20 protein-coding genes and 1 pseudogene are annotated in these 23212 nt (G+C 71.8%); 6 read left to right on the top strand and 15 right to left on the bottom strand.

The window, feature by feature from the left end:
- The first annotated feature begins 130 nt into the window (after positions 1 to 130).
- Positions 131 to 736, top strand: a complete 606-nt coding sequence (locus KI385_RS24980; RefSeq protein ID WP_238574357.1) for a hypothetical protein — start codon at positions 131 to 133, stop codon at positions 734 to 736.
- Complete coding sequence (locus KI385_RS24975) at positions 733 to 1155, top strand: DUF2752 domain-containing protein (protein WP_238574356.1); 423 nt, start codon at positions 733 to 735, stop codon at positions 1153 to 1155. The genes KI385_RS24980 and KI385_RS24975 overlap by 4 nt, the downstream gene beginning before the upstream one ends.
- An 87-nt stretch (positions 1156 to 1242) precedes the next feature.
- Here the strand turns inward: KI385_RS24975 and KI385_RS24970 are convergent, their stop codons facing one another.
- The 7 genes from KI385_RS24970 to bldG form a co-directional block, all read right to left on the bottom strand.
- Entirely contained in the window at positions 1243 to 1647 is a 405-nt protein-coding gene (locus KI385_RS24970) for a hypothetical protein (RefSeq protein WP_238574355.1), read from the bottom strand.
- Positions 1648 to 1831: 184 nt separating this feature from the next.
- On the bottom strand, positions 1832 to 2029 hold the full coding sequence (locus tag KI385_RS24965; RefSeq protein WP_238574354.1) for a hypothetical protein: 198 nt from the start codon (positions 2027 to 2029) through the stop codon (positions 1832 to 1834).
- Between the two features lie 92 nt (positions 2030 to 2121).
- The gene (locus KI385_RS24960) at positions 2122 to 3696 is read right to left on the bottom strand and encodes a DUF7059 domain-containing protein (protein WP_425356949.1); all 1575 of its coding nucleotides are present in this window, start codon (positions 3694 to 3696) and stop codon (positions 2122 to 2124) included.
- Between the two features lie 87 nt (positions 3697 to 3783).
- Positions 3784 to 4368 carry a small secreted protein gene (locus KI385_RS24955; RefSeq protein ID WP_238574352.1) on the bottom strand — a complete coding sequence of 195 codons (585 nt, stop codon included), beginning with the start codon at positions 4366 to 4368 and terminating at the stop codon, positions 3784 to 3786.
- Between the two features lie 218 nt (positions 4369 to 4586).
- Entirely contained in the window at positions 4587 to 6992 is a 2406-nt protein-coding gene (locus KI385_RS24950) for a sodium-translocating pyrophosphatase (protein ID WP_238574351.1), read from the bottom strand.
- Positions 6993 to 7715: 723 nt separating this feature from the next.
- Entirely contained in the window at positions 7716 to 8153 is a 438-nt protein-coding gene (locus tag KI385_RS24945) for an ATP-binding protein (RefSeq protein ID WP_238574350.1), read from the bottom strand.
- A 110-nt stretch (positions 8154 to 8263) separates the two neighbouring features.
- Positions 8264 to 8605, bottom strand: a complete 342-nt coding sequence (bldG, locus tag KI385_RS24940) for an anti-sigma factor antagonist BldG (RefSeq protein ID WP_030412609.1) — start codon at positions 8603 to 8605, stop codon at positions 8264 to 8266.
- A gap of 162 nt (positions 8606 to 8767) precedes the next feature.
- Here bldG and KI385_RS24935 point away from each other — a divergent pair, with 162 nt between their 5' ends.
- Positions 8768 to 11131, top strand: coding sequence for a DEAD/DEAH box helicase (locus KI385_RS24935; RefSeq protein ID WP_238574349.1), 2364 nt, complete (start codon positions 8768 to 8770; stop codon positions 11129 to 11131).
- A 138-nt stretch (positions 11132 to 11269) separates the two neighbouring features.
- Here KI385_RS24935 and KI385_RS24930 read toward each other — a convergent pair.
- The 7 genes and pseudogenes from KI385_RS24930 to ssd all read right to left on the bottom strand — a co-directional run.
- Positions 11270 to 11584: pseudogene (locus tag KI385_RS24930) on the bottom strand (Rv3654c family TadE-like protein); the annotation flags it as partial.
- Positions 11517 to 11912 carry a TadE family type IV pilus minor pilin gene (locus KI385_RS24925; protein WP_238574348.1) on the bottom strand — a complete coding sequence of 132 codons (396 nt, stop codon included), beginning with the start codon at positions 11910 to 11912 and terminating at the stop codon, positions 11517 to 11519. The pseudogene KI385_RS24930 and the gene KI385_RS24925, both read right to left, overlap by 68 nt.
- Entirely contained in the window at positions 11899 to 12090 is a 192-nt protein-coding gene (locus KI385_RS24920; protein WP_128508592.1) for a DUF4244 domain-containing protein, read from the bottom strand. Before KI385_RS24920 ends, KI385_RS24925 begins: the two co-directional genes overlap by 14 nt.
- 141 nt (positions 12091 to 12231) lie before the next feature.
- Positions 12232 to 13227, bottom strand: coding sequence for a type II secretion system F family protein (locus tag KI385_RS24915; protein WP_238574347.1), 996 nt, complete (start codon positions 13225 to 13227; stop codon positions 12232 to 12234).
- The gene (locus tag KI385_RS24910) at positions 13224 to 14159 is read right to left on the bottom strand and encodes a type II secretion system F family protein (RefSeq protein WP_238574346.1); all 936 of its coding nucleotides are present in this window, start codon (positions 14157 to 14159) and stop codon (positions 13224 to 13226) included. Before KI385_RS24910 ends, KI385_RS24915 begins: the two co-directional genes overlap by 4 nt.
- The gene (locus KI385_RS24905) at positions 14156 to 15322 is read right to left on the bottom strand and encodes a TadA family conjugal transfer-associated ATPase (protein WP_238574345.1); all 1167 of its coding nucleotides are present in this window, start codon (positions 15320 to 15322) and stop codon (positions 14156 to 14158) included. The genes KI385_RS24910 and KI385_RS24905 overlap by 4 nt, the downstream gene beginning before the upstream one ends.
- Entirely contained in the window at positions 15319 to 16500 is a 1182-nt protein-coding gene (gene ssd / locus KI385_RS24900) for a septum site-determining protein Ssd (protein ID WP_238574344.1), read from the bottom strand. Before ssd ends, KI385_RS24905 begins: the two co-directional genes overlap by 4 nt.
- Positions 16501 to 16971: 471 nt before the next feature.
- Here ssd and KI385_RS24895 point away from each other — a divergent pair, with 471 nt between their 5' ends.
- Positions 16972 to 17880, top strand: coding sequence for an HAD family hydrolase (locus KI385_RS24895; protein ID WP_238574343.1), 909 nt, complete (start codon positions 16972 to 16974; stop codon positions 17878 to 17880).
- A 374-nt stretch (positions 17881 to 18254) separates the two neighbouring features.
- Here the strand turns inward: KI385_RS24895 and KI385_RS24890 are convergent, their stop codons facing one another.
- Positions 18255 to 19151, bottom strand: a complete 897-nt coding sequence (locus tag KI385_RS24890; protein WP_238574342.1) for a Fic family protein — start codon at positions 19149 to 19151, stop codon at positions 18255 to 18257.
- A 101-nt stretch (positions 19152 to 19252) separates the two neighbouring features.
- Here KI385_RS24890 and KI385_RS24885 point away from each other — a divergent pair, with 101 nt between their 5' ends.
- A complete protein-coding gene (locus KI385_RS24885) occupies positions 19253 to 20239 on the top strand; it encodes an ATP-binding protein (protein WP_238574341.1) in 987 nt (328 codons plus the stop codon).
- Between the two features lie 595 nt (positions 20240 to 20834).
- A complete protein-coding gene (locus KI385_RS24880) occupies positions 20835 to 23168 on the top strand; it encodes a SulP family inorganic anion transporter (protein ID WP_238574340.1) in 2334 nt (777 codons plus the stop codon).
- Positions 23169 to 23212 lie beyond the last annotated feature (44 nt).

Raw genomic sequence — 23212 nt, 5'->3', positions numbered from 1 at the left:
ACAAGGCGGCCCCGGATGCTGTCATCGCCTTGATACAGCACGTAAGCGGGCTGGCAGGATGGAGACGGCACGGCTCGCCGCTCGAGCCGAGTACTGCCGTCATCACGCACTCTCGGGGGGAAGATCACCCATGGCGAACCAGTACCCCGGACCGCCACCGGAACAGCCGGAACAGCCGGGCCACAATCCGTACGCCACGCCACCGGGCGGTCAGCCCGCCGACGCCGGTTACGGATACCCGCAGGGCGGCCGCCCCGGGGACCCCGGATACGGCTATCCGCAGGCCGGTTCGCAGCCTCCCCCGCCCGGTTTCCCACCAAGCGCACCGCCGAGCGCGCCCCCGAGCGCACCGGCGCCGGCGCCCGGCGGATTCCAGGCCGGGCCGCAGATCGGCGGAATGTCGCTGTCGCTCGGCGACATAGCGGTGGCCGGCGACACGATCATGACGCCGGCCGGGCCGATGCCGCTCAAGGGCGCGGTGTGGACGGCGACCGACATGTCCCGGACGGAGGAGAAGATGCCGGCGCACGCGGTCGTGCTCGCCATCGTCTTCTTCCTCTTCTGTCTGCTCGGTCTGCTCTTCCTGCTGATGAAGGAGCGGGTGACGACCGGGTTCGTGCAGGTCACGGTGAACAGCGGTGGCCGGCACCACTCCACGATGGTCCCGGTGCAGTCGCGCGAGCAGGTGATGTTCGTGCTCAACCAGGTCAACTACGCCAGGTCGCTGAGCGTGTGAACCCCCTCGAACCTGCCGGGCCCACCGGGGCGTCGATCCGGACCCGCACCGTCCGCCGAGCGTCGATCGCGCTCGGCGTCGGTGCGGCGGCCGCCGTCTACCTCTGGCACACCGATCCGCACCGGCCCGGGCAGCTGCTGATCCCCTGCCCGTTCAAATGGGCCACCGGGCTGCTGTGCCCAGTGTGCGGCGGAACCCGGATGGCCTACGACCTGATGCACGGCGACGTGGTGACGGCCTTCCACGACAACGCCGTGCTGCTCACCCTGGGCGTCCCGGCCGCGGCGTACTTCCTCACACGCTGGCTGGTCGCGGGCCTCGGCGGGCGCGCCTACCGGCCAGGGCTGACGGCCCGCGGCAATGCCGTGGTGCTGGGCATTGCCGCGGTGTGGATGGTCGGGCGCAACCTCGTGGGCTAGACCGCGTCTTGCAGGGCCACCGGGGCCCGACACGACACGCCCCGGGGCGCGCCCTGGCGGTCCGGCCGTGGCGCGGACCGCCCCGCCTCAGCGGACGGTGACGGTGACCACCGGCGAGACCGTGCTGCCGGCGCCGATACGGAGCTGGTTGACGCCCTTGAGGCCCAGCTTGACCCGCACCGAGTACGAACCGCTGGCGTTGACCGGCGACTGGGCGGGCAGCGAGACCCACTTGACGCCCTGCTTCTGCTGGACGGTGACCTTGGTGCCCGCGGTGATGCCCTTGGCGACGCCGGAGATCCGGAACTCCTGCCAGGCGTTGACCGTAGTGGCGCTGGCCTTGGCCGTCAGCGACGCCGCGGCCGGTGCGGTGGCCACGATCGGCGCGGGCGAGTGGAGTTCCTGCGGCGCGGCGAACGCGGCGGCCGAGCCTCCGGCGAGCAGGGAGACGGCGACGACGCCGACGGCGGCGAAGCGAAGTGCACGGTTCATGGAGAGTCCTCACTGACGGTCTGTGGCCTGTTGGCGACCTTCACTGAGGAACATGGGCTGACGGGCCGCGAAAGTTCCCTCGTACCGCTCACCGCCGGCCAACTACGACAGAACTGGCCGGAAGTGAACGTAGCGCCCCGCAACAGCAGTTGAGGACCGGCTCCCGGCTGTCCGTCGGCCGCGGCTACAACCCGGCCAGCAACCAGCACCCCGTGGTCAGGAACACCGCTCCGGCCAGCAGCGCCGCGACGGCGGCGACCGGCCGGCTGACGCCGTCGGCGACCGGCATGCCGGTCCGCACGCATACGCCCGTCCACACCAGCAGTCCGGCGCCGAACAGCGCGAACGCCGCACCGGCGAACGCCTCGGGTCCACTCTCCATGCGGGCAGCGTGGCACTCCAGGGCGGCATCCCGGCGAACGCCGGATGAACGACTTCCGCTTGTCCCGTACGGATCCCTCCCCCGCTGCCCCGTCAGTCCTCCGCGGCCACCGGCTCCAGGAACCCCTGCTCGATCAACGTCCGGATCGAGGCCGGCGTACGGTCCCGCAGCAGGACCGGGTCCTCGCCGACGAGTTGGGCGATGGCGTCCAGAATCCGCCCGGCAGGCAGCGAGCCGTCACACACACCGGCGAAGCCCGCACCGACCGTGTCGACCTTCGTCGCCCGCCGCATACCGCGGTTCTGTCGCAGCACCACATGCTCGGGGTCCTCCGCCCCGGGCAGCCCGACCTGCTCCTGCACCACCTCGTCGGCGAGCCGGAAGTGGCCGGCCAGCAGCGCCGCGTCGTCCGTGGCCCGCAGATAGTCCTGGCGGTCGAAGTGCCGTACGACCGACTCCCCCAGCGGCTGTTCCACCGGATGCGGCCATTCCTCGACCGTGATCGACGGAGTGTCGGACCCGGACTTGCGCAGCGTGATCCAGCCAAAACCGACTGCCTTGGTCTTGCGCGCCTCGAATTCGTCGAGCCAGGCGTCGTACCGCGCGTCGTACGTCTCGTCACCGGCGCGATGGTCGCCGGCATCGCGCAGCCACAGCTCGGCGTACTGGGTGGTGTCCTGTACCTCGCGCTGCACGATCCAGGCGTCGCAGCCCCGCGGCACCCAGGAGCGCAGCCGGTCGTGCCACTCCTCGCCCTCCACATGCTGCCAATTGGCCAGCAGCTGGCAGTATCCGCCGTCGTTGAGGTACGTGGCGGACTGCTGGACAAGCGTCCGGCACAGGTCGTCTCCGCCCATCCCGCCGTCCCGGTACGTGAGCCGGGCGCCGGGCGAGATCACGAACGGCGGGTTGGACACGATCAGGTCGTACGTCTCCGCCCCCTGCTTCGCCGGCGGGCCCCCCGCCCCGACCGGCTCGAACAGCGAGCCCTCCCGCAGATCCGCGGCCGGCGCCCCGGAGAGCGCCAGCGTCAGCGCGGCGATCCGCAGTGCCCGGGGGTTGAGGTCGGTGGCCGTGACGCGAGTGGCGTGCTGGGCGGCGTGCAGCGCCTGGATGCCGGAACCCGTACCCAGATCGAGCGCCTTGGCGACCGGCCTGCGCACCGTGATCCCGGCGAGGGTCGTGGACGCACCGCCGACGCCGAGCACCAGCTGCGCGCGCTCGGCCTCCCCGGCGCCCCGGATGCCGCCGGCGCCGCCGACCGCGCAGCCCAGGTCGGAGACGATCCACCAGTCCTGCCCCTCGGGGCCGCCGTACGGGCGGACGTCCACACTGGCGCGCACTTCGTCGCCGTCCTGCACCAGCCAGCCGTCGGCGAGGCAGTCCTCGACCGGCAACGCCGCCTGCGCCCGCCGCAGCTCCACCGGACGCTGCAACAGAAACAGCCGCACCAGGGTCTCCAGCGGGCTGTCGCCGCGCGTCGCCCGCAGTGCGGGGACGGTCTCGCTGCGCGCCAGTGCGGCATAGGCCGGCGCGCCGAGCAGGTCCAGCAGTCCGTCGGCGGTGAAGGCGGCGGCCTGCAGCGCCTCACGCAGCCGGGCGGTGCGGGCGGTGCTCTCGGGGTCCTGGGCATCTGCGGTGGGGAGGTGCGTACTCACGCCCACCATTGTCGGCCCTGCCACTGACAATCGGCGACGGCCCGGCGCCCACGCCCGTCTCGGGCGCGTCGCCGGGCCGCCGCCGGTTCGCGTCCGCTACGACTTCTTGGACGGCGTGGGGACCGGGGAACCGCTCGCGCTCTGGTTCTGACAGCCCTTCTGTTTGGCCATCGCGGTGCCGACGTCGCCGGCCTCCAGGTTCTTGAAGGCCTGCTCGCTCTGCTTGTTGAGCTTGTTGATGCCGTTGGACAGATCGCGCAGCCCGTCCGCGAACTTGAGCTTGTCCGAGGTGTCCAGCTTGTTGACCTGCTTCTGGAGGTCCGCGTAGCCCTTGGAGAGCGAGTTGAGCTCCTTGACGGCGTTCTGCTGGGCCTTCTGGCCCTCGTCGGTGGGCGGGGGCCCGGCCTTCTCCAGGGACTTGGCCAGCGAGGCGTAGGCCTGGGAAATCTTCTGGAAGGCCGCCGAGTCGGTCTGCTGGACCTTCTTGGAGTCCGTGTTGCCGCTGTCGGCCGTCTGCATGGCGGCGTTGGCGTCCTGGATCTGCTTGAACTGCGCCTGCGCAGGGTCGCAGAAAGTCTTCGCCCAGTCGTTGAGCTTCTTGCTGCTGTCGTCGCTGCAGCCGGTCAGCGCGAGCACCAGTGCGGCACCGCCGGACAGTGCAGCCACAAGCTTCTTGTTCACCGGATTGGTCCCTTCCATGGCTCTCGGCCCCGGAACATACACGTCCAAAGGGCCTGGCCCATGGGTCGGGCATCCCGGCCGCCCCTCATTGCAGCCATTTGCACCAAGGACCGCAGGGCCACCTGAGCACACGGAAGGCGGGTGGCCGGCGCCTGCAAAATACGCCGTCCACCCGCCCAGTTGAGCGGTCATCGAGCCTTTCCGGGGGTCCCTTCCGGCTAGGACGCCACCGCCGTCTCGGCCTTCTTGGCGATGCTTTCCGGGTCTTCGGAGTTGCCTTCGTCACCCATGGCGATTCCGCGCCGCTTGGAGACGTACACCGCACCGACGATGACGGCGATCGCCAGCACCGCGACCACGAGCCGCACACCGGTGCTCTTGTCCTCGCCGTACGAGAACTTCACCACAGCGGGTGCGATCAGCAGCGCCACCAGGTTCATGACCTTGAGCAGCGGGTTGATCGCCGGGCCCGCGGTGTCCTTGAACGGGTCACCGACGGTGTCACCGATGACCGTCGCGGCATGCGCCTCGCTGCCCTTGCCGCCGTGATGGCCGTCCTCGACAAGCTTCTTGGCGTTGTCCCATGCGCCACCGGAGTTGGCGAGGAAGACCGCCATCAGTGTGCCGGTGCCGATCGCCCCCGCCAGGAACGAGCCGAGCGCGCCGACACCGAGCGAGAAGCCGACCGCGATCGGGGTGAGCACCGCCAGCAGACCGGGGGTGGCCAGCTCGCGCAGCGCGTCCTTGGTGCAGATGTCGACGACCCGCCCGTACTCGGGCTTCTCGGTGTAGTCCATGATCCCGGGGTGCTCGCGGAACTGCCGGCGCACCTCGAAGACCACCGCGCCCGCCGACCGCGACACCGCGTTGATCGCCAGTCCGGAGAACAGGAAGACGACCGAGGCGCCGAGGACCAGCCCGACCAGGTTGTTCGGCTGCGAGATGTCCAGGCTGAGGCCCATCCCGCTCGCGGCGCTGCCGATCTCCCGTACGGCGGTGGCGATCGCGTCCCGGTAGGAGCCGAAGAGCGCGGACGCCGCCAGTACGGCCGTCGCGATGGCGATGCCCTTGGTGATGGCCTTGGTCGTGTTGCCGACCGCGTCCAGGTCGGTCAGCACCTGCGCGCCGTCACCGGTGACATCGCCGGACATCTCGGCGATGCCCTGCGCGTTGTCGGAGACCGGGCCGAAGGTGTCCATCGCCACGATCACGCCGACCGTGGTCAGCAGGCCGGTGCCGGCCAGCGCCACCGCGAACAGCGCCAGCATGATGGAGGCACCGCCCAGCAGGAACGCCCCGTAGACGGCCAGGCCGATCAGTACCGCCGAGTAGACGGCCGACTCCAGACCGAGCGAGATACCGGAGAGGATGACGGTGGCCGGGCCGGTCAGCGAGGTCTTCCCGATGTCCCGCACGGGCCGTCGGCTGGTCTCGGTGAAGTAGCCGGTCAGCTGCTGGATCAGCGCGGCGAGCACGATGCCGATGGCGACCGCCACCAGCGCCAGCATCCGCGGGTCGCCGCTCCGCCCGATGATGTCCGGGTCGGTGACACCGTCCAGGTCCTTGTAGCTGGAGGGCAGGTAGGTGAACACCGCGGCGGCCACCAGGACCAGCGAGATGCCGGCGGAGATGAAGAAGCCGCGGTTGATGGCCGTCATGCCGCTGCGGTCGCTGCGCCGGGGCGCCACGACGAAGATGCCGACCATCGCGGTGAGCACGCCGATGGCCGGAACCAGCAGCGGGAAGGCGAGCCCGGCGTCACCGAAGGCGGCCATGCCCAGGATGAGCGCGGCGACCAGGGTCACCGCGTACGACTCGAAGAGGTCGGCCGCCATACCGGCACAGTCGCCGACGTTGTCGCCCACGTTGTCGGCGATGGTCGCGGCGTTGCGCGGGTCGTCCTCGGGGATGCCCTGCTCGACCTTGCCGACGAGGTCGGCGCCGACGTCCGCGGCCTTGGTGAAGATGCCGCCGCCGACCCTCATGAACATCGCGATCAGCGCGGCACCGAGGCCGAAGCCCTCCAACACCTTGGGCGCGTCGACGGCGTACACGAGCACCACGCAGGACGCGCCGAGCAGGCCGAGCCCCACGGTGAACATGCCGACCACACCACCGGTACGGAATGCGATCTTCATCGCCTTGTGAGAGACGGCCGTAAGATCCTTTTCCCGGGTATCGCCCTCGGCCGGAGTGGCTTCCCGGGCGGCCGCCGCCACACGCACATTGCTGCGTACCGCGAGCCACATGCCGATATAGCCGGTGGCCGCCGAGAATCCGGCGCCGATCAAGAAGAAGGCGCTGCGTCCGGCGCGCTGCGTCCAATTTTCCGCGGGCAGCAGCATGAGCAGGAAGAACACCACGACGGCGAATACGCCGAGGGTTCGCAACTGCCGTGCCAGGTAGGCATTTGCGCCTTCCTGCACGGCCGCCGCGATCTTCTTCATACTGTCGGTTCCCTCGCCGGCCGCGAGCACTTGGCGGACCAGCACCGCCGCGACAGCCAGTGCCGCCAGGGCGACCACGGCAATGGCCAGCACGATGCCGCGGTTGCCCGCCGTAAGTGCCGGCCCGGCCAGAAAAGAGGGGGTGTCAAGCAACTGAGGGGTGTAAGGCCCCGCCATTCGTCCTCCTTGACGTTTGGCACATGGGCGCGCGGAAGCACGCTCAGGCGTCCTGAGCAAGATGTGGACGGATTGTAGGGAGCCGCGGTTGATCAAAACAGTACGCGTCAAAGGGAATTCGCCGGTAGCGGCGAAGATCAATAGGCCGACGGCGCACGGAATTCGCCCGGACGAAGGAATGCGGCTAATTCGCTGACCGCCACCCGATGATCTCTCTGTCGTACTGATCGTCAACCGATCGCACAGTGATCGCCGCTGCTCAAGGACGCCGCCCGGAATCCCGGTCCGATTGTGGCGTGGGTGACGCCGGAGAGAATTGAGCCGCCCGGCTGGGGCCGTACGAGTGACCCACGGCCCGCGGGGCGCTCCCCCAGGCACGATGATGGGCCGTCAGATCGAGTCCGGATCGCAACGCATGGGGCCCCGGCGAGGGCGCGCGTCGAGGACAGTCGAGGGCATACGGAATGGACCCGCATCCGGGCCGTCCACGGTGCTCCGGGGCCGCGCGGCCGCTCGCTTCACCGCTCCGGCCGCTCTGATCACTCGGGACGAGAAGGGCAACGCTCACGATGGCCGGCACAAACATGATCAGCACTGGGCCGACCGGGTTGCCGTCGACCGGATTGGGGCCGACCAGGCCGCGACGAGGCAGGCGTAACGATTCGTCTCCGAACGACCACGAACGAGGACCGGCGCGCCGTCGCCCGGCGCTGCACCGGCGCGCTACGGCAGCGTCGCTGCGGTCGTCGTGGGCCAGGTCATGCGGATCAGCCCGCCGTCCTCGCCGGTGGTCACCTCGACATCGTCGACCAGCCCGCTGATGACCGCGAGGCCCATCTCGTCCTCGCCCTCGGCGTCGCTCTCCGCGGCACCCTCGGCCTCGCCGTGTGCGCCGGACGTACCCGAGTGGTCGGACACCCCGTCGCCCACCTCGATCGAGAACTTCTTCTCGTCCTCGATCAGCAGCACCCGCACCGGTGACGTGATGTCGTGGCTCTCATGCAGCCCTACGGCCCGGCTGCAGGCCTCACCGACGGCCAGCCGCACCTCGTCCAGCACGGCCTCGTCCACCCCGGCGCGCCGGGCCACGGCAGCCGCGACCAGACGCGCGGTGCGGACATGCTCGGGAAGGGCGCTGAAGCGAAGTTCGACGGTGGCCATGCCATCCCCCTCGATATGCGGGCGTGCGACGCAGGGGGCCGGACAGTGCGTCCGGAACCCCCCACTGCTTCCTCCCCCCGCGCCTGGTGGCACGGGGGACCGGCAAGCCGTCAGTCGGTTGCTGCGACGGCTTCCTCGACCGAGGTGTGAATCGGGAACACCTTGGTCAGTCCGGTGATACGGAAGATCTTGAGAATGCGCTCCTGGTTGCAGACCAGGCGCAGCGAGCCCTCATGGGCACGCACCCGCTTGAGCCCGCCGACCAGCACGCCGAGCCCAGTGGAGTCCAGGAAGTCGACACGTTCCATGTCCACCACGAGGTGGTAGCTTCCGTCGTTCACAAGCTCGACCAGCTGCTCCCGCAGCTTGGGCGCGGTGTATACATCAATCTCGCCACCGACCTCGACGACCGTACGGTCGCCAACGGTCCGGGTCGACAGGGACAGGTCCACGGATCCTCCAGCACCTTGCTATCGAGCGGTCGCCCCCCTGGGGCCTCCCCACCGAAGGTAGGGGCGGATCTGGCAGCCGCGATGGCATTCAATCACTTACCGGTAGGCGTGCACGACGCCCTTTGAACATTGTCCGTCACTCCGGTGACACACTCGGTGCCGATGGCCTCCAATCGACTTCCGCCGGATGCGGGCGCGCACCCTTCCCCAGGCATGATTCTCGAACGTCTCGCCCGGGGCGCGACCCGCGCTGCGCGCATCACTCATACGGAGCACTTGCCCCCGCGCATCGGCAGCCATGCCGACTGGCCGGCACGGATCCGGCCGGAAGTGATCGATGCCATCCGTTCGGCCGGAATCGATCGTCCCTGGGCCCACCAGGCACGGACATCCGAACACGCACTGCGGGGCGAATCGGTCGTCGTCGCCACCGGCACCGCCTCGGGCAAGTCCCTGGCATATCTCGCACCGGTCCTCTCCACGCTCCTGGACGGCTCCGAGGCCCCGAACGGCCGGGGGGCCACGGCCCTGTACCTGGCCCCTACGAAGGCGCTGGCGGCCGATCAGCGGCGCGCCGTACGCGAGCTGGCCGACCCACTGGGCACCGCCATCCGGCCCGCGGTCTACGACGGTGACACCCCCGTCGAGGAGCGCGAATGGGTCCGCCAGTACGGCAACTATGTGCTGACCAACCCCGACATGCTGCATCGGGGCATCCTGCCGTCCCACCCCCGCTGGTCCTCCTTCCTGCGCGCGCTGCGCTATGTCGTGATCGACGAGTGCCACAGTTACCGCGGCGTCTTCGGCTCCCATGTCGCGCAGGTCGTCCGCCGGCTGCGCCGTATCTGCGCCCGCTACGGCTCCGAGCCGGTCTTTCTGCTCGCCTCCGCCACGGCCGCGGAGCCGGCGCAGGCCGCGACCCGGCTCACCGGTCTGCCCGTGGTGGAAATCACCGAGGACACCTCGCCGCGCGGCGAGTTGGTCTTCGCGCTGTGGGAGCCGCCGCTGACCGAACTGCACGGTGAGCAGGGCGCCCCGGTCCGCCGTACCGCCACCGCCGAGACCGCCGATCTGCTCACCGACCTCGCGGTCCAGGGCGTACGCACCGTCGCCTTCGTGCGCTCGCGGCGCGGCGCCGAGCTGATCGCCCTGATCGCGCAGGAGCGGCTCGCGGAGGTGGACCGCTCGCTGCCGGGGCGGATCGCCGCGTATCGCGGGGGCTATCTGCCCGAGGAGCGCCGCGCGCTGGAACGCGCCCTGCACCGCGGTGATCTGCTCGGCCTGGCCGCCACCACCGCGCTCGAACTGGGCGTGGACGTCTCCGGTCTGGATGCCGTGGTCATCGCCGGCTACCCGGGGACCCGCGCGTCCCTGTGGCAGCAGGCCGGGCGGGCGGGCCGCTCCGGGCAGGGCGCGCTCGCCGTGCTCGTGGCCCGCGACGACCCGCTGGACACCTATCTCGTCCACCACCCCGAGGCGCTCTTCGACCAGCCCGTCGAGTCCACCGTCCTCGACCCCGACAACCCCTACGTGCTCGCCCCCCATCTGTGCGCTGCCGCGTCCGAACTTCCGCTCACCGAAGCCGACTTCCCGCTCTTCGGGTCCGCGACCGCCGGGCTGCTGCCGCAGCTGGAGGCCGCGAACCTGCTGCGGCGGCGCGCCACCGCCTGGCACTGGACGCGCCGCGAGCGGGCCGCCGACCTCACCGACATCCGCGGCCAGGGCGGCTCGCCGGTGCAGATCGTGGAGGCCGGCACGGGGCGGCTGCTGGGCACCGTGGACGCCGCCGCCGCGCACACCACCGTCCACGACGGCGCGGTCCATCTCCATCAGGGCCGTACCTACGTCGTCCAACGGCTCGACCTGGACGACGATGTCGCCCTCGTCGAGGAGGCCAGCCCCCCGTATTCCACGACCGCCCGCGACACCACCGCCATCTCCGTCCTCGAAACGGACACCGAGATTCCGTGGGGCGACGCCCGGCTGTGCTTCGGCTCCGTCGAGGTCACCAACCAGGTCGTCTCCTTCCTGCGCCGCAAACTGATCACCGGCGAGGTCCTGGGCGAGACCAAGCTGGATCTGCCGCCCCGTACGCTGCGCACCCGCGCGGTGTGGTGGACGGTCACCGAGGACCAGCTCGACGCCGCGCGGGTCAATCCCGAGCAGCTGGGCGGCGCCCTGCACGCCGCGGAGCACGCCTCCATCGGCATGCTGCCGCTCTTCGCCACCTGCGACCGCTGGGACATCGGCGGCGTCTCCGTCCCCCTCCACCCGGACACCCTGCTGCCGACCGTCTTCGTCTACGACGGCCACCCGGGCGGCGCCGGATTCGCCGAACGCGCCTTCCACACGGCCGCCGACTGGCTCGCCGCCACCCGCACCGCCATCGCCTCCTGCGAATGCGAGGCCGGCTGCCCGTCGTGCATCCAGTCCCCCAAATGCGGCAACGGCAACGACCCGCTCCACAAACGGGGCGCCATCCGGCTGCTGGGAGAACTGCTGCGCGGGGCGCCACAGGGGGCGTAGCGGTTGCACCGCGGGCAGGGCGGCCGCCCGGTACCGCGCCGTGACGGCCCGGCCCACACGGGGCCGCAGGGGCCCGGCCGGCCCCGCTCGCGCCCGTACCCGCGAGGTGAACGGGCGGCTGCCGGCCTCGGCCGAGACGTCGGCGACCGCCCCGGTCACCGAGCAGCGCACCAGCCGCGTGTGCTGCGCCGCCGCCACCCGGCGCGCCGCCGCGCACGCCCCGGCCGGGCCCCGCGGAGCGCGATCCGCGGCGGCCAGCGCCGCCAGATCCGCGGCACCGCCCGCCTGATGCCGCGCCGTGACGGCCTGGCCCACGCCGAGGAGGGCCAGGAAGACCGCGCACAGCGCCGCCGCCGCGAAGACCGTCCAGACCGTCGCCGAGCCCTCATCGCACCGTTTCCTCGGCAAGAGCCACCGCCTCCCCTCCGACCTGCACCGGCAGCCGCCCCGCACCCGGCAGACCGGCCTCGACCCGTACGCGCACCAGGTCGCCCTCCCGTGTGAGCGCGACCCGTGCGCCCCGTGGAGCCGCGCCCCGCGCCGCCGCGAGCACCGCCGCCCGCGACTCCGACCGTGCCGCCGCGCGCGCCCCTGCCCGGGCCGCATCCACACACTCGATACGGGCGCAGACCGCCATCAGCCCCCAGATGAGCGCCGCCACGACCGCCACCAGCACGGGCATGACCACGGCCGTCTCCGCCGTCACGAATCCGGCGTCGCGAGCGGTCCGCGGGGCGCCGCGAGCCCGGGGGCCCGGCCCCCTGCCGTCAGAACTGGACATTGATCGCCCGCTCGAGCACCGACCGCAGCATCGCCCGGAAGCCCGCGCTCGTCACGACCTTGTAGAGCACCGCCGCCAGAGCACATGCCGCGAGCGTCCCCACGGCGTACTCCGCCGTGGCCATCCCCCGGTCATCGGCCGCCACCGCGCGCAGCTCCGCCCACCACCGTCGAAACATTCCGTCCCCCGCTCCACCGGTGCCTCCACCGGTTGCTGAATTTGATTCACCTACAGATCAGTTACGTCCCGGGATCACCCACGTCACGGGATCAGCCCGGCCGCGGGACCGGCCCGGCTCCGGGACCGGCGCGCCTGGAGGTCAGTTACCTCCCAGCAGCTCGCCGGCCAGGCCGATGAGTACCGGTGCCACTCCGAGCGTCAGGAACGCCGGAAGAAAGCACGCCGCCAGCGGAAGGGTGACCAGCACCCCCGCCCGCCGGGCCCGTGTGATCGCCGCTCTGGCCTGCTCCGCACGGAGTTCGGCGGCGATCCGGGACACCGACTCGACGGCCGGCACCCCGGATATCCCGGCGCGCTCCATGCACCGCGCCAGCCCTTCGGCTCCGGGGAGGGCGGCCAGCCGCGGCCATACGAGGGCCGGTTCGCCGCCCAGGCGCAGTTCCGCCGCCACCTGGCGCAGCCGCTCGGCAACGGGTCCGTCAAGCGAGCGGCCCACCGCCTCGGCCGACTCCCTCGGCCCGGCACCCGCCGCGAGACAGGCCGCCAGCAGATCACCGGCGGGTGCCAGTTCCGCACGCACCTCCGCGACCGCCAACCGCGCCGCATCCGCACCCCGTTGGCGTGCCAGCCAGCGATGTGCGCCGAAGCCCACCGCGAGTCCCGTCATGGCACCGGCCACGCCACCGACGAGGATGGCCACGAAGGCGGCGGCCCCCAGGGACCCGAGCCACGCCTTCGGCCCACCGTCCCATCGCCCCTCACCCGTCGGCCCGCTGTCCCGTCGCCCCTCACCCTTCGGCCCGCTGTCCCGTCGCCCCTCACCCTTCGGCCCGCTGTCCCGTCGCCCCTCGCGCTTGTGCTCCCCTTCCGTCCGCGCCTCGCCCCGCGCCGCCGTTCCCCGTCCGCGCCACCGGAAGCGGTCGCCCGTCCGGTGGCACGACCGGGGCCGAGCCCCGTCCCCGCCGCCGTACCGGTCCGGACCGCCGTACCGGCCCAGGCCGCCGCCCCACAGCGCCGACACCCGTCTGCGTACGGTTCGCCCGTCGCGCGCCTCCCGGACCAGCGCCACGGCGCACCGCACCGCCATCCCGGCAGCGATCGCCATCCCCACCCTGTGGACAACTTCCGCAGTCATGACACTCCCCCTTCCTGAGCACCTTCCGCGTCCGCGACGATCCGGGCCGTCCAGGCCACCCCGCCCCACTCCAGGAGCCCGCCGGCCACCAGGCAGCCCCATCCGGCGGGGGTGTGCAGCAGCACCCGCAGCGGGTCGGCGCCGAGTGCGCTGCCCATCAGCAGCCCGCCCACCGGGAGCAGTGCGAGCATCAGCGCGGTGGCCCGGGGGCCCGCCAACTGGGCCCGTAACTCCTCACATTGATCACGCTGGGCCCTGTGCCCGGCCGCGATCCGCTCCAGGCCGGAGGCGAGTCCGGCGCCGCCCTCCACCGCCACCTGCCAGCACGCCGCCATGCCGGCCAGTCCCCCGGCCCCCGGAATCCGCGCCGCCGCTCGCAGCGCCCGGGGCACGTCGCCTCCGTAGCGCGCCGCCACCACCGCCGAGCCCGCCTCGCCGAGAGCCGGCGCTCCCGTAACGAGCAGGGCTTGGGCCGGCTGCCGCCCGGCCCGTAACTCGCCCGCCACCGCCGCGCACAACCCGATCACCTCGGCGGCCCGCCGGTCCCGTGCCCGCGCCTCCCCACGGGCGAGCAGCCACCGCCGGACGAGGAACACGGCCGCCGGCGAGGCAATGACCGGCAGCACGGACCCGCCCAGCACCCCCAGCACCACACCCGCCGGCAGACACCACACCTCCCGCCCGACGTCCCCCCGGCGCCCGAAGCTCCACCGCCGCCCCGCCACCCCCTCGACCACCCGCCCCGCGCACCACTTCCGCACCCCCTCGCCCCGCAGCCCGGCCCGCCGCACCACCGGCCTGCCCGCTGCCCCGCCCCCTCCGAGCACCGCCCGAGCCCGCCGCCGTACGTCGTCCCGCCCCTCACCGGCCAGCCGGACCGCGGCCCCCGCACAGAGCGCCGCGAGCACCAGCACCACGCCGCCCCCGCTCATCGGCACTCGCCCCCGCCCCGCTCGCACAGCCGCATCAACCGCCCCCAGCCGCCCGCCTCCTGGAAGCCGGTCGGGCTCCAGACGGCGGCCGGCACGGTCACCACGAAGCCGTCGCGGTCCCGCTCCACGACATGGAGCTCGGCGATCCGGCGCCGGCCGGCCCGGTCGCGTACGAGATGGAGCACGACCGAGAGCGCGGCCGCCAGCTGGCTGTGCAGCGCGGCCCGGTCCAGGCCCGCGGTCGAGCCGAGGGCCTCCAGGCGGGCGGGGACATCGCATGCGGCGTTGGCATGGACCGTGCCGCAGCCGCCCTCATGGCCCGTATTGAGGGCCGCCAGGAGGTCCGTGACCTCGGCGCCGCGCACCTCGCCGACCACCAGCCGGTCCGGGCGCATCCGCAGCGCCTGCCGTACGAGGTCCCGCAGCGTCACCCGTCCGACGCCCTCCTGGTTGGCGGGCCGGGTCTCCAGCCGCACCACATGGGGATGGTCCGGCCGCAGCTCCGCGGAGTCCTCGGCCAGGACGATCCGCTCGCCCGGGCCGACCAGGCCGAGCAGCGTGCTGAGCAGAGTGGTCTTGCCGGAGCCCGTACCCCCGCTGATCAGGAACGACAGCCGGGCCGCCAGCATCGCCCTGAGCAGCCGGTCGCCGCCCGGCGGGACCGTGCCGGCCGCCACCAGTTCCGCGAGGCCGAAGGCCCGCGGCCGCAGCACCCGTAAGGACAGACAGGTCCCGGCGACCGCCACCGGGGGCAGCACGGCATGCAGCCGGGTGCCGTCCGGGAGCCGGGCATCGACATAGGGCCGGGCGTCGTCCAGCCTTCGGCCGGCCACCGCCGCCAGCCGCTGGGCGAGTCTGCGTACTTCTGCCGCGTCCCGGAAGCGGACGTCCGTACGCTCCAGTCCGCCGCCGCGGTCCACCCACACCTCGTCCGGCGCGGTGACCAGCACGTCCGTCACATCGGGCGCGGCCAGCAGCGGCTCCAGCGGCCCGCTGCCCACCATCTCGGACCGCAACGCGGCCACCACGCCCAGCACTTCGGCGTCCCCCAGGAGCCGCCCCTCCGCGCGCAGCGCCACCGCCACCCTGGCCGGTGTCGGATCCGCCCCGGCCTCGGCGAGCCGCCGGCGCACCACGTCCAGCAGGTCCTGGCCCTGACTCATGACCGGCCTCCGCCCTGAACGTCCTCACCAGAAGCCACCACCGGCCCGGCCGCCGTCCCTCCGCTGTCGCCCACACCCCCGCTCGCCGTCACCCGCCCCCAAAACTCCGCACAGAACCGCGCCAGCGGCCCGCGCACCTGCGCCCCCGGTGGCACACCGCGCGACAGATCCGCCAACAGGCCCGGCTCCCACGGCAATTCACCGGCCAGGGGCAGCTCCATGAGGCGGGCGACCTCGTCCGGGGGCAGGCCGTGCCCATGGCGGCCGGGAGCCGCACGCGCCACCAGCCGCAGATCGCGGAGCACCTTCCGCACCTCGGTGGCCACCCGCTGGGCCGCCGCGACCGCGCGCAGCTCCGTAGGGACGAGCAGCAGGACGAGGTCCACCTGGGCCAGGGCCTCCGCCACCCCCTCGTCGACCCGGCGCGGCAGATCCACCACCACGACCCCGCCGCGTCGGCGCGCCGCGGCCATCACCGCGCGCATGGCCGGGGGCGGGATGGCCACCTCGGCGCCCCGGCCCCAGCTGAGGACCCGTAGGGAGTGCAGCTGCGGCAGCGATTCCGCCAGGGCGCCGGAGGCCACCCGGCCGCGCGATTCGGCGAAGGCCGGCCAGCGCAGCCCCTTTTCCTTCTCGCCGCCCAACAGGACGTCCAGCCCACCGCCCAGTGGATCTCCGTCGACGAGCATGGTGTGCCGCCCCGTACGCGCGGCGGTGACGGCCAGCGCGCCGGCCAGGGTGCTCGCCCCGGCACCGCCGCGGCCGCCGATGACACCGACCGTCAGCGCCGGCGGTCCGACACCCTCGACCGCGTCGGCGATCCGGTCCACCAGCCAGCGTTCGCCCTCGGGGAGGGCAAGGACGCGCTCCGCCCCGACGGCGACGGCCTGCCGCCAGACTTCCGGGTGGTCCGCGTCCCGGCCCGCAAGGATGACGCCCGGCCGGCGTCCGGCGCCGCGTAACCGGCCCGCGCAGTCATCGCCGACGATCACCAGGGGCGCCGCTTCCCAGCCCTCCTTGCGCGGCGGCAGGCCGTGCGCCACTTCGGGCAGCGCGTCGGCCGCCGCACACAGTCGCAGAAGATCGTCGAGGAGCCGCTCGTCCTCGGTGATGATCAGCGGTCCGATCCGCTCCTCGCCGGTTCGGTCCGACCGTTCCGACGCCCTGGTTCCGGCCACGTTCCGTCCCCCTATCGCTACGCAACTCGCACATCCGCGAACTCGCGGACTCTTTTACGGTGCAGCGATCGGGAAAATCTCGTGGATCTTGACCCAAATCTGTGGACAACTCCATGGCTGTGAATATCCCTGTCACCTATTCCAGCGACGAACGGCTACTTCTGGGGCTCAAGTGGGACTCAAGAGAGCCTTCCTCAGAGCAGCGTGTTGACTACGGTGCGTAATGAGGCGGGAGAGTCGAGGCCGCTGGCGCCACGTGGGCAAGGAGAGCGGCGGATCGGCGTCCGACGGCAGAAAATGCGTCCGGACATGCGACGACCCCCGCCGGGGGGGAGAGCGGGGGTCGTCCCCACGGCCGACTCGGGGGGGGGAGGAGCCGGACCGGGTTAGCACGGTCGCGAACGATCCGTGACTTCCATGGTGTACCCGAGAGCCTTCTCAGGCAAACCCACGCGCCACACCTTACGCCGAATGGTGGGCGCCTATGCTCGCCCCGTGGAAAACCACTCCGTGCCTCACTCGACTCCCCGTACTGCTGCGTTCTTCGACTTGGACAAGACTGTCATTGCAAAGTCGAGCACGCTGACCTTCAGCAAGTCGTTCTACCAAGGCGGCCTGATCAATCGGCGGGCCGTACTGCGCACTGCGTACGCCCAGTTCGTGTTCCTTGCCGGTGGCGCCGACCACGATCAGATGGAGCGGATGCGCGAATATCTCTCCTCACTGTGCCGCGGGTGGGATGTGGCCCAGGTTCGCGAGATCGTCGCCGAGACGCTGCACGATCTGATCGACCCGATCATTTACGACGAGGCGGCCTCGCTCATCGAGGAACACCACGCCGCGGGGCGGGACGTCGTGATCGTCTCCACCTCGGGCGCGGAGGTCGTCGAACCGATCGGTGAACTCCTGGGCGCGGACCGGGTCGTGGCCACCCGTATGGTCGTCGGCGAGGACGGCCGCTTCACCGGAGAGGTGGAGTATTACGCCTACGGTCCGACCAAGGCGGAGGCCGTCCGGGAACTCGCCGCGTCCGAGGGCTACGACCTCGAGCGCTGCTACGCGTACAGCGATTCGGCGACCGATGTCCCGATGCTCTCCGCGGTCGGCCACCCTTACGCGGTCAATCCGGACCGGGCGCTGCGCCGCGAGGCCGTCGCGCGCGGCTGGCCGGTTCTCTCCTTCAACCGCCCGGTCCCGCTCAAGCAGCGGCTGCCGGCGCTGTCGATGCCCTCGCGGCCGGCGCTCGCCGTCATGGCCGCCGTGGGTGCGGCCATGGCCACCGCGACGCTGGTCTGGTACGCCAGTCGGCGCAAAACGGCAAAGACACGTCCGGCCCGTATTGGCCAGATCAGCAGTGCCGCCCGTAATGCCCGCGTTTGAAGCCAAACGTAAAGATCTGCGGTCCGGGGTTCCACTTACCCCGCCCGAGTAGTACAAAGGACTTAACGGCCCGCGAGACCAAGGACATCCGAGAGGAACACCTTTAACGCAGCAAGTGGCCCACGGACCGATGCATGAATGTCGGGCACCCACGCGACGCCGACCCGTCGATTACGGGCCAGCCGCACCAGGTAACCGGACGAAGATTCCGACCTGATGGGCAAATTTCGTGCACGCATGGTAACCCGGCAGACATGCCAGCGGCGGTACCACCGATTGGTACCGCCGCAACCCTGTTCAGGGCCGAATGAAGCAATGCCTCCGGAAATTCCGAACGCTGCCCAAAGCTTTCACCGAGCGCTCGCGCCCGGCCCTTATGCCGCGCCGCGCTGGAGCGCCTCACAGACGGCGGTGCTCTCCCGTACGCCGAGTTCCACCGCGCGCCCGCAGTGCGCGATCCACGCCGCGACGCCCTCCGGAGTCCCCGAGACATAGCCTTCCAGGGCCGCGGCATAGGCCGCGCGCCCCATCTCGGCGTGCCCGACCTCGGCGGGGCAGATCGACTTCGGGTCCAGCCCGCTGCCGACCAGCACGATCCGCTCCGCGGCCCGGGCGACCAGCCCGTTGGACGAGGCGAACGGCCGCAGCGCGAGCAGCTCGCCGTGCACCACCGCCGCGACCACGAGGGCCGGCGCCTCGGTGCCCGCGAGCAGCAACCGCGCCAGCCCGTCCAGCCGCCCGGCAACCTCTTCGGCGTCCGGCAGCGCCAGCTCGATGAGCGGCTCGTCCACCGGCTCGCCGGCCAGCCGGGGCCGCCCCACGGTCTCGTCGGCCGCCTCGCGTCGCTCACGATCACCCGTGTCGGAGCTTCGCCCGCCGCCTGATGCCGCCACCAGATGGAGCCGCGCCAGCACCCGCAGCGGCGACTGCCGCCACACGCTCAGCAGCTGCCCGGCCTCGGCGGTCAGCCTCAGCGCCGCGCCGACCGTCCGCGGCTCGCCCTCCTCGCTGAAGTCGGTGCGCCGCCTGACCTCTTCGAGCGCCCAGTCGGCACCGGACAGCGCCGCGGAACCGCGCGCTCCGCGCAGCGCCGCCTCGGACGTGACCTCATTGCTGCGACGCCGCATGATCCGGTGACCGTAGACCCGGTCGACGCCCTTGCGTACCGAGTCCACGGACTCGGCGACTCCCGGGAGCGAGGCCAGGGTCGCGAGCGGATCGTCGCTCGCTTTCGGGGGTACGGGGGAGGTCCCCCGGGAGATTCCAGCCATGGGTACGACCCTACGCACCACCAGGCGGAACCCCTCGAAGGAGTGGTCTTCCTCACGCGCATCTCTCACTCAGAGCTATAAAGAGATTACCCTTGGTGAACATGAAGATCGCTTTCGTAGGCAAGGGCGGCAGCGGCAAGACCACCCTGTCCTCCCTGTTCATCCGGCATCTCGCCGCGGCCCGTGTCCCCGTGATCGCGGTGGACGCCGACATCAACCAGCATCTGGGTGCCGCGCTCGGCCTCGACGAGGCGGAGGCCGCCACGCTGCCCGCGATGGGCGCTCACCTCCCGTTGATCAAGGACTACTTGCGCGGCACCAACCCGCGGATCCCGTCCGCCGACTCCATGATCAAGACAACCCCGCCCGGCGAAGGCTCGCGGCTGCTGCGGGTCGGCGAGGACAACCTCGTCTACGACACCTGCGCCAGGACGGTGGAGCTCGACGACACCCGTGTGCGGCTGATGGCGACCGGGCCGTTCACCGAGTCCGATCTGGGTGTGGCCTGCTACCACTCCAAGGTCGGCGCGGTCGAGCTGTGTCTGAACCACCTCGTGGACGGCCGCGAGGAGTATGTCGTCGTCGATATGACGGCCGGCTCCGACTCCTTCGCCTCCGGGATGTTCACCCGTTTCGACATGACCTTCCTGGTCGCCGAGCCGACCCGTAAGGGCATCGCCGTCTACCGCCAGTACAAGGAGTACGCGCGGGACTTCGGCGTCCCCCTGAAGGTCGTGGGCAATAAGGTGCAGGGCCCCGACGACCTGGCGTTCCTGCGCGCCGAGGCGGGCGACGACCTGTTGGTGACGGTGGGGCACTCCGACTGGGTGCGCGCCATGGAGAAGGGCCGCCCGACCCGCTTCGCCTACCTGGAGCAGGCCAACCGCCGCGCCCTGGAGACGCTGCACGACACGGCCGACGCGGCCTACGAACGCCGCGACTGGGAGCGCTATACGCGCCAGATGGTGCACTTCCACCTGAAGAACGCGGAGAGCTGGGGCAACGCGAAGACCGGGGTCGACCTCGCTGCCCAGGTCGACCCCGCCTTTGTGCTCTTCGAGGGAGCGGCTACCCCACAGCCCGCCTGACCTGCCAGCCGCACGGGCCCGGAGAGGCGCTGGCGAGATACACCGCCCAGCCGCCCTTCGGCGCCCGGCCCACCGGCAGCGCCGCAACCGGTCCAGCACCTCCGGATCCTGCACGTCCAACCGGTCGCCGAGCCCAGTTCGCACGCGGTAGAACCCCACGAATCGCGGGGGCCGTTGCCCCGACCGGCGACCGCCGCCAACGCCACGGCCGTCGCGATGGATGCCGTCACCTTCGACGCCGTCACCTTCGATGAGGCCGCCATCAGCCACCTCATTCCTGGCGCCGTGAGCACCTTCCGAGTGATCGATCGGAATTACTGCGCACGGGGGCACAAGCCTCCACGCACTAAGAAGAGGAATTAAAAAGACAAGCCAAAAGTCTTCACATTCACCCGATAGAGGGAAGGCTTGGGGCGAATGCCCGAAAAGGCTTCTCACTACCTTTACCTGTCATTACGATTCATTTACCGATGCTTGAGAGTCACCGGACCCGTCACCCACCGCGACGACTGCCGGCCGGCTCGCGTCCCGCCGCAGTACACCGCCGCCCCACGATCGCGCCCCGCGCGACCGCGTCGCCCCGGAGGAGACGGGAATGTCGCAGATCGAGAAGTCGCCGCCGCAGCCGCCGCACACCCCGCACCGCACCGAGATCCCTCCGGAGCCCCGTACGCCAGGGCTCGGGAAACCCGTTGCACAGAAGGCCGGCCGGGCCGCCCGCCGGGACCTCTCCGCCTCGATCGTCGTCTTCCTGCTCGCCGTCCCGCTCTCGCTCGGCATCGCCCTGGCCACCGGCGCACCGCTCCAGGCCGGCCTGGTCGCCGCGGCCGTCGGCGGCATTGTCGCCGGACTGCTCGGTGGCGCCCCGCTCCAGGTCAGCGGCGCGGCCACCGGCCTCCTGGTGGTCACCGCCGATCTCGTCCAGCGCTACGGCTGGCGCGCCACCTGCGCCATCACGGTCCTGGCCGGCGTTACCCAACTCGCCCTGGGCGCCCTGCGCGTGGCCCGCGCGACGCTGGCCATCAGCCCGGCGATCGTGCACGGCATGCTGGCCGGCATCGGGGTCACCATCGCGATCGGGCAGCTCCATGTGGTGCTCGGCGGCCGTCCCGACAGCTCGGCGCTCGGCAATGCCGCGGCGCTGCCCGGCCAGCTGGCGCATCCGCACGTCGCCGCGCTGCTGATCGGCGCCGTCACCGTCGCCGTACTGGTCGGCTGGGGACGGCTGCCGGGCCGCCCCGGGCGATGGGCGCGGATGGTGCCCGCCCCGCTGGCCGCCGTGCTCGCCGCGACGGCCAGCGGCATGGGGACGGCCGTGCCGCGCGTCGAGCTGCCGTCCTGGCGGATGCCGGAGCTGCCCACGCTTCCGGACGCGTCCGTTCCGGCGCTCGCCACCGCGGTGCTGACCGTCACCCTCGTCGCCAGTATGGAATCGCTGCTGTCGGCGGTGGCCGTGGACCGGCTCGCGGCCGAGCGACCGGACGCCCCCACGGGCCGCGCACAGCTCAACCGCGAGCTGGCCGGCCAGGGCGTGGCCAACACCGTGTCCGGGCTGCTGGGCGGGCTGCCCGTCTCCGGGGGCGCGATCCGCGGCTCGGCGAACGTACGGGCCGGCGCGGCCACCCGCCGCGCCACCGTGCTGCACGGCGTATGGGTGCTGCTGTGCGCGGGCCTGCTGGCCACGGCGCTGGAGCTGATCCCGCTGGCCGCGCTCGCCGCGCTGGTGATGGTCGTCGGCGTACGGATGGTGAGCTTCGCGCACATCCGGCATGTACAGCGGCACCGCGAATTCCCGGTGTACGCCGCCACCTTGGGCGGGGTCGTCCTCTTCGGCGTGCTCCAGGGCGTGCTGACGGGGATCGTGATCGCGGTCTTCCTGGCGCTGCGCCGGCTGACGCACACCCGTGTCACGGTGACGGAGGAGGCCGACGGCCACCGGGTGCGCGTCAGCGGGCAGTTGACGTTCCTGGCGGTGCCGCGGCTGACCCGGGCGCTGGCGCTGGTGCCGGCGCACACCGATGTCGTCATCGAGCTGTGCGGTTCGTTCATGGATCACGCCGCCTACGAGGCGCTGCAGTCCTGGTCCGCCACCCATCGGGCGCACGGCGGCTGGGTGACGCTCGGCGGCCGCTCGGGCCGGCCGCTCGCCGAGCCGGCAAAGGCGCACTCCTGCCGGCCGTGGACACCCTGGCGCAACCACCACTGCACCCGGCCCGTCCCGGACCGCGTAGCGGCCCCGGAGAGCAGCGGCAGCCAACTGCTGGGCGGGGTCAGCGCATTCCAGCGCCATACGGCTCCGCTCGTACGCGAGGAGCTGGCCCGGCTGGCGCGCGAGGGCCAGCGGCCCACCCAGCTGTTTTTGACCTGCGCCGACTCCCGGCTGGTCACGAGCATGATCACGTCCAGCGGTCCGGGTGATCTGTTCACCGTGCGCAATGTCGGCAACCTGATGCCGCCGCCCGGTTCGGACGCCTCCTGCGACTCCGTAGGAGCGGCGATCGAGTACGCGGTGGAGGTGCTGCGGGTCGGCTCGATCACGGTGTGCGGGCATTCGGGATGCGGCGCCATGGGGGCGCTGCTGAGCTCCGCCTCGCCCGAGGAGGCCGAGCCGACACCGCTCGCCCGTTGGCTGCGGCACGGCCGGCCGAGCCTGGCCCGTATGCGGCGCATCGGGCGGCTGGGCAGGGGCGAAGTCGCCCTGAGCGGGCGGCCGGTGACCGACGACCAGGAGCGGCTGGCGCTCGTCAACGTCATGCAGCAGCTCGACCACCTCAGGGAGCACCCCTGTGTGGCCCGCCGGGCGGCCGAGGGCTCGCTCGCGCTGCACGGCATGTATTTCCACGTCGGCGAGGCCCAGGCATATGTGCTCGACGAGGCCACCGGGCGGTTCTGCGCGGTCCACGGCGAACCGGCACCGGTCACCGTCTGACCTGCGAGGCAGTCGCCCAACACCGCCGGAATCAGCCAGCGGAA

Source organism: Streptomyces inhibens, from assembly GCF_022221585.1.
Lineage (GTDB): Bacteria > Actinomycetota > Actinomycetes > Streptomycetales > Streptomycetaceae > Streptomyces > Streptomyces inhibens.
Note: the sequence above shows the minus strand (reverse complement) of the source record. Positions and strands in the feature narration are given on the sequence as shown.